The organism is Saccharothrix coeruleofusca (assembly GCF_017876325.1).
Lineage (GTDB): Bacteria > Actinomycetota > Actinomycetes > Mycobacteriales > Pseudonocardiaceae > Actinosynnema > Actinosynnema coeruleofuscum.
Genome location: NZ_JAGINV010000001.1, coordinates 4,171,120 through 4,190,635, shown reverse-complemented (window position 1 = coordinate 4,190,635; position 19,516 = coordinate 4,171,120). Strand labels below are relative to the sequence as shown.

The following is a 19,516-nucleotide window of genomic DNA, read 5'->3' as shown; positions in this document are numbered from 1 at the left end:
TTAAACGGGGTAGCCCCCCGTTTCTTGTCGCCACCGTAGCGGAGGGGCACCCCGTTTAACAACCTACCTCGGTCGAACGCCGTTGAGCGCCAGGTGGAGCAGCCGCTCGGCCGAGGCCGCGCTGTTCTCCGTCCCCTGGCCGATGGCGGTGACCAGGGCGATCAACTCGGTCATGGACACCTCGCGGTCCACGGCCCCGGCGGCCTTCGCGCGCGCCAGCAGCGGCTCGCCCGCCTCGTGGATCATCCGCGTGCAGAGGGAGGACTGCGGGAACTCCTCCGTGCCGCCGCGGGTCAGCGCGGCGGCCAGCCCCTTGGTGGAGGCGATGAAAGTGCCCACCGCGCGCAGCCACCCGGTCAGCGCGTCGGCCGGGTCGGCCAGGTCGGCGAACTCGTCGACCCGCGCGCACAGCCGCTCCACCTCGTCGTGGAACAGCGCCTCCAGCAGGTCCCAGCGGGAGGCGAAGTGCCGGTGCAGCGTGGCGGAGCCGACTTCAGCGCGCCGCGCGATCTCCTCCAGCGACGCATCGGCCCCGTGCTCGGCGACCGTGGTCCTGGCCGCCGCCAGGATGCGGTCGTAGTTGCGCTGGGCGTCCGCGCGCTTCGGGCGGCCGGGAGCCACGGGCACCTCCGGGAAGTGGGGCGTCACCCTGAATCCTAGTCGCTCCGGCTTCAGGCGGTGTCGCACCCGCGACGCCGGTCGGCTCGCGCTCGTGACCGGCGACGAGCATCCCTGGCGCGCCAGGACGGCAGTGGAGCCCCGGTGTCGCGGGAGTCCCACCCGAGGTGCTCTCGGTCACCGGGACTCCCCGTCCCCGCTCGGATTCTCTGTCCGAAGTGGACCCTCAGCTCGGCGACGTCCTCACTCGCCTTCGCCGAGTCGTCCCCGCCCGAGTCGTGCTGGAACGCCATTCGTTCGACACCGATCGATCAAAGGTCGTCACGGCCGGAACCGGTCCGTCGCGGCCACCCTGGCCTCGGTCATGCCGGGACCACCGCCGTGCGCGATCTCGCGGATCAGCACCAGCTCGCCCTCCGGCCACACCCGCTCCAGCAGCCAGGGTGTGCCGACCAGGTTGCCCAGGTCCAGCTCGCCCTGCACCACCACGCCGGGAATGCCCGCGAGCTTGTGCGCCTGGGCCAGCACCGCGCCGTCGGTCAGCCACGAGCCGTGCGCCCAGTAGTGGGTCACCAACCGGGCGAAAGCCAGGCGGTACTCGGGCGAGTAGTCGCTCATCAGGCCGTTGGGGGTCTGGGGCAGCATGGCGTCCTCCCAGGTGCACCAGTCGTCGGCGGCCTTGCGGTGCACCGCCGGATCGGGGTCGAGCAGCAGTTCCAGGTAGGCCGCGGCCAGGTCGCCGTCGCGCCGGTGCGCGGGCACGCCGTCGCGGAACCGCGCCCACGCCTGCGGGAACACGTGCCCCAGACCTCGGGTGAGCAGGTCGACCTCCACCTGCCTGCCGGTGGCCACCCCCGCCAGCACGATCTCCGACACCCGGTGCGGGAACCGCTCGGCGTAGACCAGACCGAGGACCGCGCCCCACGACGCCCCGAACAGCAGCCACCGGTCGACGCCCAGCCGCTCGCGCAGCAGTTCCAGATCGCCGATCAGGTGATCGGTGGTGTTGGCCGACAGGTCGACCACCGGCGCGCCCGCGTGCGGGGTGCTGCGCCCGCAGCCGCGCTGGTCCAGCAGCACCACCCGGTAGGCGGCGGGGTCGAAGTAGCGACGGGAGTTGGGCGTGCACCCCGCGCCGGGCCCGCCGTGCAGCACCACGGCGGGCTTGCCGTCGGGGTTGCCGCACACCTCCCAGTACACGTGATGCCCGTCGCCCACGTCGAGCATCCCGTGGTCGTACGGCTCGATCTCCGGGTACAGCACGGCGTCCCCCTCGGACTGGATGCAACAGTGCTGTTACATTAACCGGGGGCGCAACGGCTTATCCCGACGCGGCCTCCAGCGGGGTGAACGCCGCCCGGACGTCCACCCCCTTGACCCACATGCCGATCGCGAACGCCGCTGTCGCCTCCAGCAGCGCCGCGCGCTCCAGCGGCCCGCCGTCGACCGGCACGCCACCGGCGTCGCGCACCAGCCGCCCGACCAGCGCCACCGCCTCGGGGTCGTCCCCGCACAGCGGCACCGCCAGCGGCCTGTCCCCGAACACCACCGGCGACGGCCTGCGCCACACGTCGACGTGGCAGAGGTTGAACGCCTTCACCACCCGCGCGTCGGTGCCCGCGAGGCGCAGCGCCTGCGCGGGCTCGTCGAGCACGAAACGGCCCTGCACCACCGAGTTCGTGCAGTCCACCACGATCTTCCCCGCCGCGTCGCCGAGGCAGTCCGCCGCCACGCCTGCGGGCACCGCCAGCAGCACCGCCTCGCCGAACGACAACGCGTCGCCCAGCGATCCGGCCCGCGCGCCGATCCGGTCCGCGCACACCGCGGCCCGCTCCGCGACACGCGCGCCCACCAGCACCTCGTGCCCGGCGGCGACCCACTTGCCGCCCAGCGCCCCCGCCATCGAGCCCGCGCCCAGCACACCGATCCGCACCCGTTCCTCCTCGTGGTTGGCTGGGCACGACGCTAGGGAGCCCGATGGGCACCGTTCGGTGCCCGCGCGGAGGTGGACAGTGGAGTACCTGGCCGACTGCCGGGCGCGGCTGGCCTTCGACCTGCTGGCCAACACGTGGAACCCGGTCGTGCTGTGGGCGTTGCGCGACGGCCCCCGCCGCCACGCCGACCTGCGCAGGCACATCGGCGGCATCCGGCAGAAGGTGCTCACCGAGACGTTGCGCCGCTTGGAGGAGCACGGCCTGGTGGCGCGGCGATCCCGGCCGGGCCGGGTCGACTACGCGCTGACCGGCCTGGGCGCGAGCCTGCTGGGGCCGATCGGCGCGCTGGGGGAGTGGGGCCACGATCACGGCGACGCCGTGATGGCGGCGCTGGACCGGGAGCCGTCCACGGCGGGGTCAACCGACGGGTGAGGCGACGGCGCGCACTTCGCGGACCAGGTGGGCGGCGAGGACCCAGGGCAGCAACGGGTCTCCGAAGGTGGTGATGACGGGACTGGTCGGGGTCCAGGGGTGTCTCCTCGCGGTAGCCGATGCCCCGGTTGCCGGGCAGTGCGATCACGCCGGGGCTGTCGCCCTCCTCGGCCGACCACGCCGTCACGTAGGGCACGAGCGGGGCGGTGTGCTGCCTGCGGTGGCGGGGCGAGGCGGTCATGGTGTTCTCCGGGCGGTGCGGAACGTGCTCTGGTTCTGTCGTCGCGCGGCCACCACCCAAATCCGTGCGTCCCACGTGGGAAATCCGCTCCACGAAAGTTCCACGTCGAGGCAAGTCACCCGTTTGGGGAGGCCGGCTACCCTGAGCCGAGGCGCGGACACCCGGCTGGACCACCAAGGGGCCCTCATGGCACGTCGCACGGACGCGATCGTCGAACACCGCGAACTGGGAAAACTCCTCACGGCGTACCGCGATCTGGAAGCCCGACGAGCTGAACACGAACTGCGGGTGCGCTGGGAAGCCCTGACCCGCACACGCCGGGATCTGCCGTTCGGCACCGTGGTGTGAACGGCAGATCCCGCCGATGCTGGACATGGGCGTGGGCGACGGTCGTGGTCCGAGCCCCCGCGAGCCCGTCGATGACGACTACATCGCTTCCCTTCGACAGCAGATGAGGCGACTGCTGGACATCGACGTCCAGTTCGGCGGGAACGAGGCGTCCGTTCAGGCGGTGCGCTTGTTCCGAGCCGCGCACCGGCGGGTCGGCGCCAGTCCGTGTCCGCCACGCCTGAGGCGCGACCTCCACTCGGCGGTGGGGGAACTGGCCGAGATCGTGGGATGGCTGCTCTACGACGCCGATCGGCAGGACGCGGCCCGGCGGATCAACCTGGAAGCGCTGCACTACCTGCGCTGGGCGGGGGACCGCGGCGTGGAGCTGCTGACGCTGCAGAACATGTCGATGCAGGCCGAGTACGTGAACCGGCCCGACGAGGCGCTGCACATCGTGGACTCGGTGCTCGGCTCGGGTGGGCTGTCCCCGCGCCTGGAAGCCCTCTTCCTGGCGCGCGGCGCCCACGCGCTGGCGCAGCAGGGGCGGCGGCAGGAGGCGGCCCGCGCGTTCGGCAGGGCGAGGTCCCGGTATCTCGACGGCACCCGCGATGGTGATCCGACGTGGGCGTACTGGGTGGACGACAGGCAGTTCGCGTGGTTCGAAGCGAGGATCAACGCGGAAGCGGGCAACCACGGCAAGGCGGCGGAGATCTTCCACGACGCGCTGGCGGCGACCCCGAAGCACCGGGTCCGCGCCTTCTACAGCCGGACCGGCTACCTCTTCGAGAGCCTGGTCGACTGCGCGGACTGGCGCCAGGCGGAGGAAGTCGTGCCCCGCCTGGCGCCCTACGTCCTGGAAGTCGGCTCGGGGCGACCGAGTCGATCCTGCGCGCCACCCTCGCACGGGCGGACCGCCCCGGCACACCGGGCGACCTCCGCGACGGCGCGGCCCATCTCCGGGACCTGCTCGACCGGCGGTGACCGGGGTGATGCCGCTGTCGGGGCGGAACCCGGCTCAGGCCGCGTTCATCAGGTCCAGCGCACTGTGCTGCCGCGCCGCGTCCGCCCGGTCGAACGGACCGGCCCAGCGCAGCCCGTAGGTGTCCAGCGCGGTGCGGTTCGCCGCATGCGCGGTGTTGGCCTGCCGGGTCAGGTAGGCGGTGTAGGGCCGGTCGGCCAACACCCGGTTGAGCACGCCGAGCGAGCGCGCGTAGATCCCCTTGAACGACGGGCCGTCCGGCTCGCAGTTGGCAGGCTCGCAGGGCTCCCGCAGCACGCCGTTGGCGTGCAGCGCCTGCGCCGTGGTCGACGCGGCGGCGAGCTGGCGGGCCCTGGTCAGCAGCGCCGCGTCACCGGTGGCCCGGTTCAGCTCCACCAGCGCGGCCAGGACGACGCCCTGGTTGTAGCTCCACACCTGGGAACCGTTGTTGCGGCAGGTGTCCAGGGAGATGCCGTCGTTGACCAGGTTGGCGCTGTTGATCATCCCCGTGCCGCTGTACCAGGACCAGCCCGCCCGCGCCCGCTGGAGGTAAGCGGTGTCGCCGCTGATCCTGTTGTGCAGCGCGGCGTTGAGCTGGATGTAGAGGGCGTTGGTGATGGCGTTCTTGTAGTCGTGGGCGGTGCGCCACCAGACCCCGCCGCCGCACACGCCGTCCCAGTGGGCGTGCATGTGGTCGGCGGCGTGGCGGGCGGTGGACAGGTACCTGCTGTCGCGGGTCAGGTCGTAGGCGGCCACCCAGGCCAGCCCCCACCACCCGGTGTCGTCGAGGTAGTCGTTGCGGAAGTGGCCCATCGCGGCGTTGACGTTGCGGTCGTAGGTGTTGGCGATGGCGTACCGGTAACTGGCCATGCCCGAGACGCGGATGTTGTCGACGATCGCGGTGAGCGCGTTCGCCGAGTTCCACCAGCCGCTGGTGGTGAACAGGCCGGTGCCGTTGTCGTAGAACTGCATCAGCGCGGTCGCTGCGGCGGTGCGCCGGTCGTAGGCGTTCCAGGTGGTGCGCGCCCACGCGGTGCAGGCGATGTCCGGGCGGTTCCCGGCCCTGCCGCAGGCGCGCAGCGCTCCCACGCCCCGGTTGGCCCAGTCGTCGACGTTGTACATCATGGTGCGCCATCCCGCGGCGCCCGAGGGGATGGCGGTGTTGCCCAGCCGGGCACCGGAGGCCCAGCTCCGGCCGCCGTCGAAGGAGCGGTCGAGCCAGACCTCGTCACCGGGGAGGCCGCTGCCGATGGTGGCCCAGCCCATGGCGTCGGTGTCGTTGAAGCGCAACGAGATGCGGCGACCGAACAGGGTGGCCGAGCCGCCGTCCCGGTCGGCCGGGGCCAGCGCCGGGTCGCGCGCGTCGCAGTAGCGGTTGCACACCGTCGCGGCGGCGGACGGCGTGGTGCTGGCGGACGGCGTGGTGCCCGTGGGGGATTGTGCTGTCGCAGGGGGCGCGGTGGCGAGCAGGGTGGCGACCGCGCTGACGAGGACCAGGGACGACTTCATCGTCGAGACCTCCCGGATGGATGCGCCCATCGGAGATGTGAGAGCGCTCTCACACAGTTGCCGACGCTAGTGCCGCGCGTGAGGACCGGTCAACGCGCCGGATGCGGTGTTCCCCTTGGGGCAGCGGAAACCGGGACGTGGGCCGTTCCGGGGATGGACGCGGACCGGGCAGGCGATCACGATGGGCGACAGCTCACCGACAGTCTCGACCACTGATGACCGGCAGGAGTGAACCCGGCGGGAACCGGGTATGCCACGCCGCAGTTCGAGCAGAGGAGAGGACATGACCGTCACCAGCATCATCGGCGCCCTCGTCGTGGGACTGATCATCGGCGCGCTCGGTCGCCTGTTCCGGCCGGGCAGACAGGCCATCCCGATCTGGCTGACCATCGTGGTCGGCATCGTCGCCGCCTTCATCGGCACGTTGATCGCCTCGGCGCTGGGGGTGCGCGACACCGGCGGCATCGACTGGATCGAGCTGATCCTCCAGGTCGTCGTGGCGGTCGTGGGCGTCGGCATCGCCGCGAACGTCTACGGGCGGCGCAGCCTGCGCTGACTCGCGGGCGGGCGCGGGTGGGCCGCCCCCACCCGCGCCCGCCGCCGCCGCACCGCCAGAACGGCCGCACCGTCAGAACTGCAGCGACCAGCCGTTGATCCGGCCCACGTCCTGCCGCGCCACGTCCTGCACCCGCAACCGCCACGTGCCGTTGGCGACCTCGGTCGAGGCGTTCACGGTGTAGGTGGTGACCAGGTCGTCCCCGCCGTCGGCGCTGGAACCCTTGACCCGGTACGAGCTGCCGTCCGGGGCGAGCAGGTCGATCACCAGGTCGCCGCGGAAGGTGTGGGTGATGTCCACCCCCAGGCCCAGCGCCGCCGGGGCGTTGCCCGGCACCGCGGAGACCGTGATCGCGCTCTCCGCGGTGGACAGGTCGGGGATCGGCACGTCGGTGGTGTTCTCGAAGCGCGGGCCCGGCGTCGCGCCCGCCCCGGCCAGCGTCCACAGGGCCTGGGCGATCGCGTCGCTGTTGCGGTCCAGCGCCGTGGCGTCGATGTTGGCGGTCGTGTCGCAGGACCGGTGGTAGCAGCGGTCGAACGCGACCCCCGCCGTGCCGCCCCACTTCTGCGCCTGCGCGCTGGTCTTGGTGACCTCGGCGCCGGTGAACAGCCCGCCGACCGGGATGCCCGCGCGGGCGAACGCGGCGTGGTCGGACCGGCCGCCCACCGAGGTCAGCTCGGTGGGCACGGCGAGCGCGGCCTGCAGGGTCTCCTGCAGCGCCAGCGACCCGGCGGGCTGCCCGCTGGCGCTGTAGACGAAGTAGCCGGGGTTGGGCGAGCCGATCATGTCGAAGTTCAGGTACGCCTTGATCCTGGACCGCTCGGCGGCGGGCAGGTTCTCGACGTAGTAGGTCGACCCGACCAGGTTCAATTCCTCCGCGCCCCACCAGCCGAACCGCAGGTGCCGCTGCGGCTGGAAGCCCTCCCGCGCCACGGCCAGCGCGACCTCCAGGATGCCCGCGGACCCGCTGCCGTTGTCGTTGACGCCGGGGCCCGCGCTGACGCTGTCCAGGTGCCCGCCCAGCATCAGCACGTCGTCGGGGTTGCCGCCGGGCCAGTCGGCGATGAGGTTGTAGCCGGTGGCGCCGCTGGCGGTGAACTGCTGCACGGTGGTCCGGTAGCCCGCCGCGTCCAGCCTGGCCTTGACGAAGTCCAGCGAGGCCCGGTAGCCGGGCCTGCCGTGGGCCCGGTTGCCGCCGTTGGCGGTGGCGATGGCCTGGAACTGCTCCAGGTGCGCCTGGACGTTGGCCAGCGGGATGTCCGGGGCGGCCTGCGCGACCGGCTCGGCGCGGGCCGCGGTGGGGGTGAGCACGGCGGTGGCGAGCAGGATCGCCACCGCCAAGGGGGTCCTCTTCGGGGACATGGCTACCTCCGCAGGGTTGGGATGGCCACCGTTCGAGAGTGGTCCGCCCCTGCTCGGCGCGCTAGCGGCGTTCGTCGTGAGGTGTTCGGCCGATTCGGTTACTCCATTGACTCGATAGTTTCAGTGTTGACAAAAATTGGCCTGGCCCGGGATCAGAGGCCCACGTTGACGATCTTCGCCACGCTGGGGACGCCGTTCTTCAACGCGAACAGCATGTGGTTGCCCGGCAGCACGTCGCCCGCGGGCGGGATCTCCACGGTGTAGCGCGTCCTGGTCGCCGGGGACGTCGACACCGTGCGCAGGGGGATGCGCCGCTGGTCGTTGTTCACCGTGTGCGTCACCGGCCCGTAGCGCACCAGGACGAACGACACGCCGTCGTCGGCCTCCACGGTCAGCTGCCCGCCGGCGGTGGCGGTGGCGGGCGCGGTGTGGATGGTGGGACGCGGCGCCTCGCGGCCGTCGCGGTCGAACAGGTAGGGCGGGCTGAACACCTGCCCGTCGGGGTGGTTGGTCTCGCACGGCAGCTGCCCGCACAGCCCGCCGCCACCGCTGAAGACGCGGCCGTCGGGCAGCAGGGTGGCGACGCTGTGGTAGTTGCGCGGCACGGCCATGGTGGCCTGCGGGGTGAAGCTGTTGTCGGCCGGGTTCCACAGCTCCGGGGTCAGCACCGCGTCGGTGTCGGTGAACTCCAGCGGCACCCGCTGCCCGCCGATGACCAGCACCTTGCCGTCGGGCAGCACGACGCTGGTGGCGTAGGCGCGGCGGAAGCGCATGGCGCCGCCGTCGGTCACCCGCGGCCCTCCCGCGCCGGTCAGGTCGATCAGCCGGGCCCGGTTGCTCGCCAGGTAGCGGGGGTCGGCGATCTCGTTCTCGAGCGGGCGGTAGTGCGGGGCGCCGCCCGCGGTGAAGATCTTCCCGACGTCGTAGGAGGCGGCGTTGCCGTGCATGGCGTCCTGCGTGCCGCGGGTGCCGGCGCTGGTGGCGGTGCCGCTGCCCGCCGTGTCGATCCAGTGCATGGTGTTGCCGGGGCCCGCGTGGAACACGCGCCCGCCGCGCACGGCGTGGAACCAGCCGTGGTTGTCCGCGCGGTAGGGCCCGCCCTCGTCGGCGGTGTGGATGGTCGAGCCGAGGACGCCGGGCAGGGTGCGCCAGCGGCCCGTGGCGGGGGAGAAGACCTCGCCGGGGTGGTCGCCGTCCCGGCCCGCGCCGTGGGAGTTCCAGGAGCCGCCCAGCACGAACGCCTCGCCGGTGGACAGCAGGGTCATGCCGGGGTATCCGCGCGGCGCGGCCATCCCGGCTTCCCGGCTCCAGCGGCCGGTGGCGGGGTCGTAGCTGCTGGTGCTGGTGATCGAGTCGCCCCCGGTGACCAGCAGCCTGCCGTCGGCCAGCGCGGCGGTGCCCGGGCAGAACATCTCGTGGCTGACCTCGGCCTGCTTCTCCGGTTCGACCACCCCGCTGTCCGGGCGCAGCCGCGCGGTGTGCGTCGGCGAGTCCGTGCTGATGGCCGTGCGCTTGCCGGAGGACCAGGTCAGCAGCGTGCCGTCGGGCAGCACCGCGGCGGCGGCGGGCACCAGCGGCAAGCCGATGGTGCGGGTGCTCCACGCGCCGTGGGTGGCGGGGGTGGCGGGACCGTCGAGGGTGATCTCGGCGGCCTCCACCTCCTCGGGGCCCTGCTGGGCGGTCAGCCGCACGTGGCGGGCCTGCGTCACCCGGTCGAACACGGCGGTCTTGGGGTAGTCGTCGTCGCTCCACGTGCCGCGGGCCACCTCGGTGAACTGCGCGCCGTCGGAGCTGGTGGAGACCGCGTAGCCCAGCACGCGCTTGGACCGGTCGCGCGGCGGCGCGTAGACCAGTCCGTCGACCCGCTGGGGGCGGCCGAGGTCGAGGGTGATCGAGGGCGCGCCGGACGCGGTGCGCCTGCCCGACCAGAAGGTCCTCGGGTCGTCGTCGAGCACCGCGGCGGCGGACTGGGCCCCGTTGCGCCCGGTGGCGGTCCACCCGGTCCGGGGCAGCGGCACCGAGCCGGGGCGGTGACCGGGGTCGCCGAGCAGGTCCAGGCGGGCCGCGGAGACCTGCCTGGGCGCGGCGGTGTCGGTGGCGACCAGCCGGACCGCCGAGGCCGTGGTGGCGGGGAAGGCGATGGTCTTGGCCTCCTCGGTGTGCCCGAGCCTGCCCGAGCTGACCGGGAACCAGTCCCGCTCGGGTGTCCGCACGTCGATCCGGTAGTCCAGGAACAGCTGCGCCTGCGCGCCCCGCAGCGGGTGGTAGACCAGCGCCGACACGGTCCGGGGCGTCGGCAGGGCGATGGCGATCCAGCGCTCGCCGCGCTGGTCGGCCCCGCTGGTCCAGTGTCGCCCGCCCGCGGGGTCCAGCACGCCGTCCGCCCGGCCCGCGCCGTCCTCGCTGCTGGCCGTGGCCCGCCAGCCGGTCCGGTCCAGCGCGGGAGCGGGCAGGCGGTCCTGGTCGGGGAACGGGGTGGTGACGAACGGCTCGGCGGCCGACTGCGGCCCGGTGGTCAGCGCCGCGGCCGTGGCGGCGGCCACGGCGATGAGCGTCCACCTTGGACGGCGGGAGCGCGCGGGCACGCGAGTGGTGGGTTCGTCCATGAATTGCTTACCTTCCCCATCGGGATACGGCGGGACGATCGGTCGACGGCCTGCCCGCGTTCGTCTCCGGATGGTAGGTCCGGTCATGAGCGACCGGAAGTCGCTCGATGGGGTTGACGACCTCATTGAGGGACAGGTATTCCGCGAGTTCCAGCGGTCCGTCGCAATAGGACCAGAAGGGTCTTTTGGCCCGGTTTTTCCGGATTCCTCATTGGTGCCGCACGCGCAAGGGCAGTGCCGGGGGCCGGCCACCGGCCTTCGGCGGGCAGGCCCGCGGACAGCGCAACGTGGTGGAACGCTGCTTCAACCGGCTCGAGCAGTTCCGCGCCGTCGCCACCCGCTTCGGCAAACGCTGGAAGACCCGCTGGAAGTCCGCGCTCAACGCCTCCGGGATCGCCTTCGACGGCCGCTTGGCCGCCGGACGCGGCCGGCCCTCTTCACCCCGAGTCGCACCGCTCGTTCGGCAGAGCCGCTCGTCTGGGCGGCAGGCCGTGCTGATGCCGGCTCTACGCCGAGTAGGTCTGCGGCAGTCCTCCCGTCACCTGAATAGGTCACTCCTGATCACCCCCGCTGTGTTTGAATGCTTGCGAGGCCGTTCTGGTGGGGGTTATGCGGCCTGTTGTTCGAGGGGTGTTCGTAGGGGCGGAACGCAGCTCGCTCACGTTGACGGCGTCTTCCGGGGCGGCCGGTGCTGGGGCGTGCCTGTGCGTGAGCGCGGGGGGAACAGGTGAACAAGGGGAAAGCACGTCTGCTCTGGTCTGCCGCTTCGGCGTTGGCGTTGGCGGCGGCCGGGCTCTTACCGGTGCCGACACCGGCCGCGAGAGCGGCGGAGGTCGTACCCAGGGCGGTCGCGCCACCGTCTCAGAGGTGCACCCAGGTGGCCGTGGCGGCGGAGGCAGCCCGTTCGTCCGCCCAGGCGCCGGAGAGCAGGCTGATCCGGGCGGATCAGGCGTCCGCGGCGTACGCGGCCCCGGACACGCCGCGACGGATGATCCCGGGTGACGAGCACCCGGTGCGGGTGACCGTCCGCAACACCACGCAGCAAGCGCTGGTGGCGGGCAGGCACGTGCTGTCCTACCACTGGACCCTGCCCAACGGCACTGACGCCACGGCCGGGAACCGGCTGGACACCGCGTTGCCCGCGAGCGTGGCGCCGGGCGCGGAGGCCACTCTGGACGCACGGGTGAAAGCCCCGCAACTGGCCGACATCGGCAACGACCGCGAGCAGTTCACGCTGCGGTGGGACGTCTACGACAACAGCACCCGCAAGTGGCTGTCCGAGACGACGGGCGTGCCCACCCTCGACCTCGACGTGCGCGTGGAGGAGCCCACTTCCGACCAGCTCGGGCTGGAGCACTTCTACTCCTACGCCAGTGTCCCCACCGGCGCGGGCGGGGACCTGTCCGTCAACGAGTTCTCCGGCAACGCCGTGTGGAACTACGACGTGTTGACCAACCCCAGCCGCGGCCTGGCGAGCTTCAGCCGGGTGACCTACAACTCCTCGGACACCTCGGACTCCTACGCGGGCCCCGGGTGGTCGGTCACGGCGTCGACGCTGAACCGACTCGGCACACCGCTGGCGTTCGGCGGCTTGCTGCCGGGACTGCTCGGGTGGCCCACCACGGTGACCCTGGTCGACGGCGACGGCACCGGGCACGTGTTCGAGCTGAACAAGCACGACAGCGCCGACAGCCGGAAGTGGACCTACGACGCGCCTGCCGGTGTGCACCTGTACCTGCAGTACCTGCCCGACAACGGGGAGGACCGCCGGTGGAGCTTCACCACGCCGGAGCGCACGCGGTTCTTCTTCGACGGGCAGGGCTACCACACGGCGACGGTGGACAAGAGCGGCAACACCATGTCGTTCACCTACGAGCGGGCGCTGCTGGGCAACCGCAACACCGGTGTGCTCAAGCACGTCACCGACGCCAACGGGCGCCGCACGCTGACGCTGGACTACTACCAGCGCGGTGACGCGTTCTCGTACATCCTGGGTGGCCGGAAGCTGACCGGGACGAACCTGGACAACCTGTTCATCATCAACAAGGTCAAGTCGATCACCGACGTGTCCGGCCGGGTGGTGGCGTTCACCTACACCGACAAGGGCCACCTCGGCGAGGTCGTCGACGGCCAGGGCAACCCGGACGCCAAGCCGTTCACGTTCTTCTACGACGAAGCCAACGCCAAGCTGCTGTCGGTGGTGGACCCGAACGGCGGCACCACCAGGGTGGACTACTTCACCGGCGCCGGTGAGGCGTTGCGCAAGTGGAACGTCCGGACCGTCACCGACCGGGGCCGGGCCGCGACGAACTTCGACTACGTCGACCCGGACGGCGACAAGGGGTCGAAGGTCGACTCCACGCTGGTGGACGGCAACGGCCGCACTACGCGCACCCTGCTCGACGGCTACGGGCGGGCGGAGCGCATCACCAACGCCAAGGACGAGACCACCCGGCTGCACTGGGACGCCGACAACAACGTCGTCCGCCTCGTCGAGCACAACGGCGCCACGCAGACCTGGTCCTACGACCAGAAGACCGGCTTCCCGCTGGAGATCCGCGACGCCGAGGCCAACCGGACCGACGGACCGGCCACCCGCCTGGGCTACCGCACCGAACTCGACGGGCACGTCGCCGACCTGACCGGGAAGACCACCCCCGAGGGCCGCCAGTGGGCCTTCGCCTACGACGACAAGGGCAACCTCCTCGCCGTCACCGATCCGAAGGGCAGCGCCACCCCAGAGCAGGGCGACTACACGTCACGCTACTCCTACGACGGCTTCGGGCACCTGATCGAGCAGACCGACGCCAACGGCCACACCACCAAGTACAGCGACTACGACGCCAACGGCTACCCGCGGCTGATCACCGACCCGCTCAACTGTGCCACGGCCTACCGCTACGACGACGTCGGCAACGTTACCTCCGTCACCGACGCGCGGGGCAAGACCAGCACCTACACCTACGACATCTTCAAGCGCCCGCTGGACGCGCGCGAGCCGAAGGACCAGGCGGCCGGCGTCCACATCGTCACGCCGGGCCCGCGCTACGACCGCAACGACAACGTGGTGACCAGCACCGCTGCGAACGGCGCCGTCACCCGCGCCGTCTACGACCCGATGGACCGCCAGGTCGGCATCTACGCGCCCAAGGACGACGCGAACGGCCCGGAGAAGCTGACCACGTTCGACTACGACGCGGTCGGCAACCTGATCAGGCAGACCGAGCCCAAAGGGACGCTGACCCCGCAGGACCCGGACGACTTCACCTACACGTTCACCTACGACGAGCTCGATCGGGCCGTCCGGGTCGTCGACGCCAACGGAAACGTGCTCAGCGCGGAGTACGACGACGTCGGCAACCTCGTCGAAGAGGCCGACGCGCGCAAGAACAAGACCCCGAACCCCGATGACTTCACCACCCGGTACGTCTTCGACGCCAACCACCAGGTGATCGAAACCGTTGACGCGGAAGGCCACTCGGCGAAGACGCGCTACGACCGCGACGGCAACGTCGTCGCCAGCACCGACGAGCAGGGCAACGAGACGCTCATCGAGCTGGACGAGCGCGGCATGCAGCGGGAGGTCCGCTCGCCGCACAGCTCCGACAACGGCACCATCCGGTACTTCACCACCCGCTACGAGTACGACCAGGTCGGAAACCTCACCCGCACCACCAACCCGCGCGGGGTCGACACACCGGACAAGGGCGACGACTTCGTCAGCGAGACGGTCTACGACGAGCTCAACCGGGTGCGCGAGGAGATCCTGCCCTACGACCCGGCCGACCCGGAGCACAAGACGCCGATCGCCACGATCAAGAGCTACAACGAGGTCGGCGACCTAGTGGAGGTCAGCGCACCGCCGTCGCACGGTGAGTCTGTCCGCAACATCACCAGGCAGACGTACTACGACAACGGCTGGCTGCGCACGTCGACCGACCCGTGGGACATCAGGACCGCCTACGACTACACCGCCACGGGCCAGCAGTCCAACCGCACGGTGACCAGCGCTGGCGGGGGTGCGCAGCGCGTGGAGACGTGGGAGTACTTCCCCGACGGCAAGCTCAAGAAGCGCTCCGACGAAGGCGTCCCGGTGGGCCGCAACGTCGTGGTCGTCGACAACTCCAACGCGGCGCGGACCCAGGTGAAGGGGAACTGGCGCACCGAGGAGTCCGGCAGGGGCTTCCAAGGCGCCGCGTACCGCGCCACCGATGCCGACGACGCCACGTTCGCCTGGAAGGCCGCCGTTCCGGCCGACGGCACGTACGAGGTGCTGGTCCGCCACCCCGGTGGGACGGCCACGGACGCCGCGTACACCGTGGAGCACAACGGCGGCACGAGCACCGCGACCGTCGACCAGACCCGGCGGGCCGGTGAGTGGACCAGCATCGGCGAGTACGCCATGTCGGCGGGACAGCTGCGCACCATCACCCTGTCCGGCAAGGCCAACGGCACCGTGGCCGCCGACGCCGTGCAACTCGTGCGCGACAACAGCGCCGATGCCGACGACGAGAAGAAGGTCTTCGAGCACCGGTACGACCCGAACGACAACCTCGTGGAGATGACCGACTCCACGCCGAACACCCCGGTCGACGCCTACCGCGTCGGGTACAACGCGGTGAACCTGGCGGAGAAGGTCGAGGAGCTCAAGGCCGGCGCGGTCAAGCACACCACCGACTACCGCTACGACGAGAACGACAACCTGACGTTCGCCAAGTTCGACGGCAAGTCGTCGCTCTACGAGTACAACGCGCGCGATCTGGTCACGAAGGTCACCAACAAGAAGGACGACAGCGACCAGGGCAAGGTCAACTCCTTCACCTACACGCCTCGCGGTCACGTCGAGCGGCACGTCAAGAGCAACGGCAACACCGTCGACTACACCTACTACCTCGACGGGCTGCTGCGCCGGCAGCTGGAGAAGAACAGCGACCAGGTCGTCGCCGAGCACAACCTGGAGTACGACTCCAACTCCAACAAGACCCGCGACGACGGGCGCAAGCAGAACGCGGACGACCACGGCGCGACCATCAACGCCGACGCCACCTACACCTACGACCCGCGCGACCGGGTGCGGAAGGTGACGAAGAAGGGCGGAGACGGCGAACGCACCGAGGAGTACAAGCACGACGACAACGGCAACGTCTGGGACCAGCGGGTCGGCGGCGCGCACACCACGTTCGAGTACGACCGCAACCGACTGCTGTCGTCCACCACGGACGGGCAGCGGGCGAACTACGACTACGACGCGTTCGGCCGCCTGCACCAGGTGACGCAGTCCGGCAAGCAGGTGGAGAAGTACACCTACGACGGGTTCGACCGCAAGGTGGAGCACGTCAAGGACCAGGGCTCCGGACCGAGGACCACCAAGTACACCTACGACCCGCTGGACCGGCAGCAGACCCTGGTCGAGGGCGACAAGACCACGGCGTTCCACTACCTGGGCCTGTCCGACCAGGTTCTGACCGAGGACGAGAACGGCAAGCTCCGCAAGGCGTACCAGTACTCCAACGACGGCGAGCTGCTCGCACAGGTCAAGTACTCCGACGACGGCGGCGAGGAGGACTCGGTCTACGGGTTCAACCCGCACTCGGATGTCGAGCAGGTCACCGATGCGAACGGCGACACGAAGTCCACCTACGGCTACACCGCCTACGGCAAGGACGACGAAGAGGAGTTCTCCGGCGAGGACAAGCCCGACCAGGCGAACCCGGACAAGCCGGAGGAGAACTCCTACCGGTTCAACACCGCCCGGCACGACAAGAGCACCGACACCTACGACATGGGGTTCCGGGACTACTCGCCCGGCCTGAACCGGTTCTTGACCCTGGACCTGTACAACGGGGCGCTCGCCGACCTCGGCATGACCACCGATCCCTGGACCAACAACCGCTACTCCTTCGGCGCGGGCAACCCGCTGTCCCAAGTGGAGATCGACGGCCACGGGTGGCTCGACGACGCCGTCGACTGGGTGAAGGACAACGCCAAGGAGGTCGGGCACGCGGCACTCGACGTCGTCGGCGTGATCCCCGTGGTCGGCGAGGCCGCGGACCTGGCCAACTCCGCTTGGTACGCCGCCGAGGGCGACTACGCCAACGCCGCGTTGTCCGCGGCCGCCGCAGTGCCGTTCGCCGGGTGGGGCGCCACCGCGGTCAAGGCGGGCAAGTACGCGGTGAAGGGCGCCGAGGCGGCGCAGGGCGGCGCGAAGGCGGCGAGCGCCGGGCAGAGCACGGCGAAGACGGCAGGCCAGGCGGCCGACGCCGGGGCCAACGGTGCCAAGGCGGCTCCGGCGCCGAAACCGGCGCCGAAAGCAGGCGGATCGAGTGGCGGCAAGCCCTCCGGGGGCGGGGGCGGCAAGGCCGGTGGCACGACGTCGACGGGCAAGAAGGCCTCCGGCGGCGGCTCGGGCGGCGGCAAGGCAGCCAACGGCGGCGGCACCAGCGCTACGAAGAGCGCCGCCGGCGGCGGTGGGAAGTCGAAGTCGTCGACGTGCAACAGCTTCGCGCCGGGAGCGGCGGTCGCGATGGCGGACGGCACCCGCAAGCCGATCGAGGACGTGCGCATCGGCGACGAGGTGCTGGCCACCGACCCGGAAACCGGCGACGTGACCGGCAAACCGGTGATCGCTTCGATCACCGGCCGGGGAACGAAGGACCTGGTCGAAATCACCGTCGACGCGGACGGGGACGCAGGCACGGCCACCGGAGCGGTGATCGCGACCGACAAGCACCCCTTCTGGGTGGACGACCAGGGCCGCTGGATCGACGCGCAGGACCTGCGCCCCGGCGACCAGGTGCGCACCGACCGCGGCCTCAGGCTGTCGGTGGTGTCGACCAGGGTGTGGACCGAGGAGAAGCAGGTCCACAACCTCACGGTCGCCGATGTCCATACCTACTACATCCACGCGGGTGAGATCCCGGTCCTGGTCCACAACTGCGACCTGGACAGCGCCACGCCGGACCAGCTGCACAAGCTGGCGACCGAAGGCGGTTCGGCCAAGAAGTTGTCCCCCGCCGGGCGCAGCATCCAGAAGCACAGCGCGCCCAACCGACCGCAGGCGCAGCGCGACAAGTACGACTTCGGCGCGAAGAGCAACTCCGACCGCAACTTCGTGGGCGACACGTACGTCGAGGAGATCCTGACCGATCCCCGGGCGACCAGGAAGCTCAACCACAACGCGACACCGCACTACGGCGGGTCTACTTTGGACATCAGGATGGGCAACGGTGTCGGCGCGAGGTGGAGCATGCGCGGCGGCCGGATGACTTTCGAGGGGTTCCTGTGACAGATCGCGTTGAGGTCAGCGGCGGCTTCCGCCAAGAGGACTTCGAGGCCGACGGATCGTTGCGCGACGTGTGCGTGCTGGAGGCCGGCCTGCCGGTCTGGGAGCGCCTGGTACGCGCGGTCGTGGAATCGTCCTGGGAGCACCAGTTCGAGGTCGACGGCGAACCGCGTCCGCTGGAGGAGTTCTCGGTGTCGGAGTTCTTCGCCTCGGCGGAGGACCAGGACGTGTCCGCCCGGCTGGCCGTCCGCGTGGGCGAGGTGTGGTTCGACTGCTTCTTCTCCGACGTGGAGGAGGTCGAGTTCAGCTTCGACCCGGCCGAGATCGCGGACGGTGAGCGCTTCGGCTCGCTGGAGCGGTTCATGGTCTGGCTGGCGGGCGCGTGCGATCGGAGAGTCGTCATGACGGTGGAGACCACCCGGCACGACGACATACCAGTGTTGCTCGAAACGCGGAAAGTGGACGGTTGAGACGGCACGGGGGATTCCCTGGGCCGACTACGGAGGGGGAGCCATGGGGCGGGGTGCGTTGGTGTGCCTGGGGGTCGCCGCGCTGACGGCGATGTCGGCGGTCTCGGCGCCGGTGGCGTCGGCGGCGACAGCGCTGCCGTTGTCGGGGTTCGGCGACGTCGTGGTGGACAGCGTCCACCAGAGGGTGTTCGTCTCCGGTGGTGCGTCGTCCAACGGCGTGGCGGTGGCGGACTTCTCCGGCCGGGTCCGCGCGGTGATCGAGAACCAGCCGGGTGCGGACGGCCTGGAGCTGAGCGGGGACGGCACGCGGCTGTTCGTGGCGCTGTCGGCGGGCGACGGCATCTCGGTGGTCGACACGTCGACCCTGGCCGAGACCGCGCGGTACCCGACCGGGGCGGGCTCGTGCCCCACTCACCTGGCCCGCACGGGTGGTGTGGTGTGGTTCGGTTACGGCTGCGCGGACGGCAACTGGTCGGGCAAGATCGGCAGGCTGGACCCGGCGGCGGCCGAGCCGGTGCAGGGCGACCAGCAGGGCGCCACCCGGTTCCAGCGGGCTCCGCTGCTGGCGTCCTCCGGCACCGAGCAGGGACCGCTGGTGGCCGGGCAGTTGTCGTTGAGCCAGTCGACGGTGCAGGTCTACACCGTCTCGGGGGCGGCGCTGACGGCCGGGGCGTCCGGCGACGTGGTGGGCGCCGGGCTCGCGGACCTCGACGTGACCGGTGACGGGGCGACGCTGTTCAGCGCGGCCGGGGGCCGGGACCGGGTCGAGGCGTTCGCGACGGCGGACTTGGCGCGTCGCGGTGCGTACGCCGCCCGGCCTCGACCCGCTGCCGTGTCGCTGGCGCCGGACAGCGCCTACGTGGCTGCGGGAGCGCTGACCAACGACTCCAGCGACGTGCTGATCTACCGCGTCGGCGGCGCGACGCCGGTGAACACCGTCGCACTGGACAGCGGCGAGACGGTGCAGCCGCGTGGCTTGGCCTGGTCTGCCGACCAGCGGACGCTGTTTGTGGTCACCAGGCACAACAACGACCCGCAGCCGCGCCTGGAGGTCGAGCGCTACCCCGTTGGCTGATGAGCGGATCAACCCGGTGAGGTGGCCGAACGCCGCACCCGCAGCGGTGCGGGGTTCGGCCACCTCGCCTCGTCGGCACGTGCGGTGGCGGACCCTCGTGCTCGCTCGAAAATGCCGCCCGC

General features: G+C 71.1%; 12 protein-coding genes and 1 pseudogene. 7 read left to right on the top strand and 6 right to left on the bottom strand.

What is annotated here, in order from left to right; all coding sequences use genetic code 11:
* Nucleotides 1-63: 63 nt before the first annotated feature.
* From JOF41_RS18545 to JOF41_RS18535, 3 genes are all read right to left on the bottom strand, one after another.
* Complete coding sequence (locus tag JOF41_RS18545) at nucleotides 64-648, bottom strand: TetR/AcrR family transcriptional regulator (protein WP_229795958.1); 585 nt, start codon at nucleotides 646-648, stop codon at nucleotides 64-66.
* 291 nt (nucleotides 649-939) lie between these two features.
* Nucleotides 940-1,881, bottom strand: a complete 942-nt coding sequence (gene pip / locus JOF41_RS18540) for a prolyl aminopeptidase (protein WP_209620759.1) — start codon at nucleotides 1,879-1,881, stop codon at nucleotides 940-942.
* 58 nt (nucleotides 1,882-1,939) lie between these two features.
* Nucleotides 1,940-2,551 (bottom strand): NADPH-dependent F420 reductase, encoded by a 612-nt coding sequence (locus JOF41_RS18535; protein ID WP_209620756.1) that lies wholly within the window; start codon nucleotides 2,549-2,551, stop codon nucleotides 1,940-1,942.
* Nucleotides 2,552-2,630: 79 nt separating this feature from the next.
* Here JOF41_RS18535 and JOF41_RS18530 point away from each other — a divergent pair, with 79 nt between their 5' ends.
* The 3 genes and pseudogenes from JOF41_RS18530 to JOF41_RS38805 all read left to right on the top strand — a co-directional run.
* Nucleotides 2,631-2,984: a winged helix-turn-helix transcriptional regulator gene (locus JOF41_RS18530; protein ID WP_209620753.1), complete on the top strand. Its 354-nt coding sequence runs from the start codon at nucleotides 2,631-2,633 to the stop codon at nucleotides 2,982-2,984.
* Between the two features lie 427 nt (nucleotides 2,985-3,411).
* Nucleotides 3,412-3,573: a hypothetical protein gene (locus tag JOF41_RS18525; RefSeq protein WP_189225011.1), complete on the top strand. Its 162-nt coding sequence runs from the start codon at nucleotides 3,412-3,414 to the stop codon at nucleotides 3,571-3,573.
* Nucleotides 3,574-3,589: 16 nt separating this feature from the next.
* A pseudogene (locus JOF41_RS38805) lies at nucleotides 3,590-4,426 on the top strand (NsdA family TPR-like regulatory protein); the annotation flags it as partial.
* A 144-nt stretch (nucleotides 4,427-4,570) separates the two neighbouring features.
* Here JOF41_RS38805 and JOF41_RS18520 read toward each other — a convergent pair.
* Entirely contained in the window at nucleotides 4,571-6,043 is a 1,473-nt protein-coding gene (locus JOF41_RS18520) for a glycoside hydrolase family 76 protein (protein ID WP_209620751.1), read from the bottom strand.
* Nucleotides 6,044-6,326: 283 nt separating this feature from the next.
* Here JOF41_RS18520 and JOF41_RS18515 point away from each other — a divergent pair, with 283 nt between their 5' ends.
* On the top strand, nucleotides 6,327-6,599 hold the full coding sequence (locus tag JOF41_RS18515; RefSeq protein WP_189225014.1) for a GlsB/YeaQ/YmgE family stress response membrane protein: 273 nt from the start codon (nucleotides 6,327-6,329) through the stop codon (nucleotides 6,597-6,599).
* Between the two features lie 72 nt (nucleotides 6,600-6,671).
* On the opposite strand, the gene JOF41_RS18510 is transcribed toward JOF41_RS18515, so the two are convergent.
* On the bottom strand, nucleotides 6,672-7,961 hold the full coding sequence (locus tag JOF41_RS18510; protein ID WP_209620748.1) for a M20/M25/M40 family metallo-hydrolase: 1,290 nt from the start codon (nucleotides 7,959-7,961) through the stop codon (nucleotides 6,672-6,674).
* Nucleotides 7,962-8,113: 152 nt separating this feature from the next.
* Nucleotides 8,114-10,567 (bottom strand): galactose oxidase family protein, encoded by a 2,454-nt coding sequence (locus tag JOF41_RS18505; protein WP_209620745.1) that lies wholly within the window; start codon nucleotides 10,565-10,567, stop codon nucleotides 8,114-8,116.
* Nucleotides 10,568-11,444: 877 nt separating this feature from the next.
* Here JOF41_RS18505 and JOF41_RS18500 point away from each other — a divergent pair.
* The 3 genes from JOF41_RS18500 to JOF41_RS18490 are packed head-to-tail and all read left to right on the top strand — an operon-like array spanning nucleotide 11,445 to nucleotide 19,394.
* On the top strand, nucleotides 11,445-17,852 hold the full coding sequence (locus tag JOF41_RS18500) for a golvesin C-terminal-like domain-containing protein (RefSeq protein WP_209620742.1): 6,408 nt from the start codon (nucleotides 11,445-11,447) through the stop codon (nucleotides 17,850-17,852).
* Entirely contained in the window at nucleotides 17,849-18,319 is a 471-nt protein-coding gene (locus tag JOF41_RS18495) for a hypothetical protein (RefSeq protein ID WP_189225018.1), read from the top strand. The genes JOF41_RS18500 and JOF41_RS18495 overlap by 4 nt, the downstream gene beginning before the upstream one ends.
* Nucleotides 18,320-18,362: 43 nt before the next feature.
* Nucleotides 18,363-19,394 (top strand): YncE family protein, encoded by a 1,032-nt coding sequence (locus JOF41_RS18490; protein ID WP_209620739.1) that lies wholly within the window; start codon nucleotides 18,363-18,365, stop codon nucleotides 19,392-19,394.
* Nucleotides 19,395-19,516: the final 122 nt, after the last annotated feature.

What these genes read in the sequence shown, in the direction of transcription:
- JOF41_RS18525 (WP_189225011.1), top strand. Translation starts at nt 3,412, where the DNA reads ATGGCACGTCGCACGGACGCGATCGTCGAACACCGCGAACTGGGAAAA.
- JOF41_RS18520 (WP_209620751.1), bottom strand. Translation starts at nt 6,043, where the DNA reads ATGAAGTCGTCCCTGGTCCTCGTCAGCGCGGTCGCCACCCTGCTCGCC.
- JOF41_RS18515 (WP_189225014.1), top strand. Translation starts at nt 6,327, where the DNA reads ATGACCGTCACCAGCATCATCGGCGCCCTCGTCGTGGGACTGATCATC.
- JOF41_RS18510 (WP_209620748.1), bottom strand. Translation starts at nt 7,961, where the DNA reads ATGTCCCCGAAGAGGACCCCCTTGGCGGTGGCGATCCTGCTCGCCACC.
- JOF41_RS18505 (WP_209620745.1), bottom strand. Translation starts at nt 10,567, where the DNA reads ATGGACGAACCCACCACTCGCGTGCCCGCGCGCTCCCGCCGTCCAAGG.
- JOF41_RS18490 (WP_209620739.1), top strand. Translation starts at nt 18,363, where the DNA reads ATGGGGCGGGGTGCGTTGGTGTGCCTGGGGGTCGCCGCGCTGACGGCG.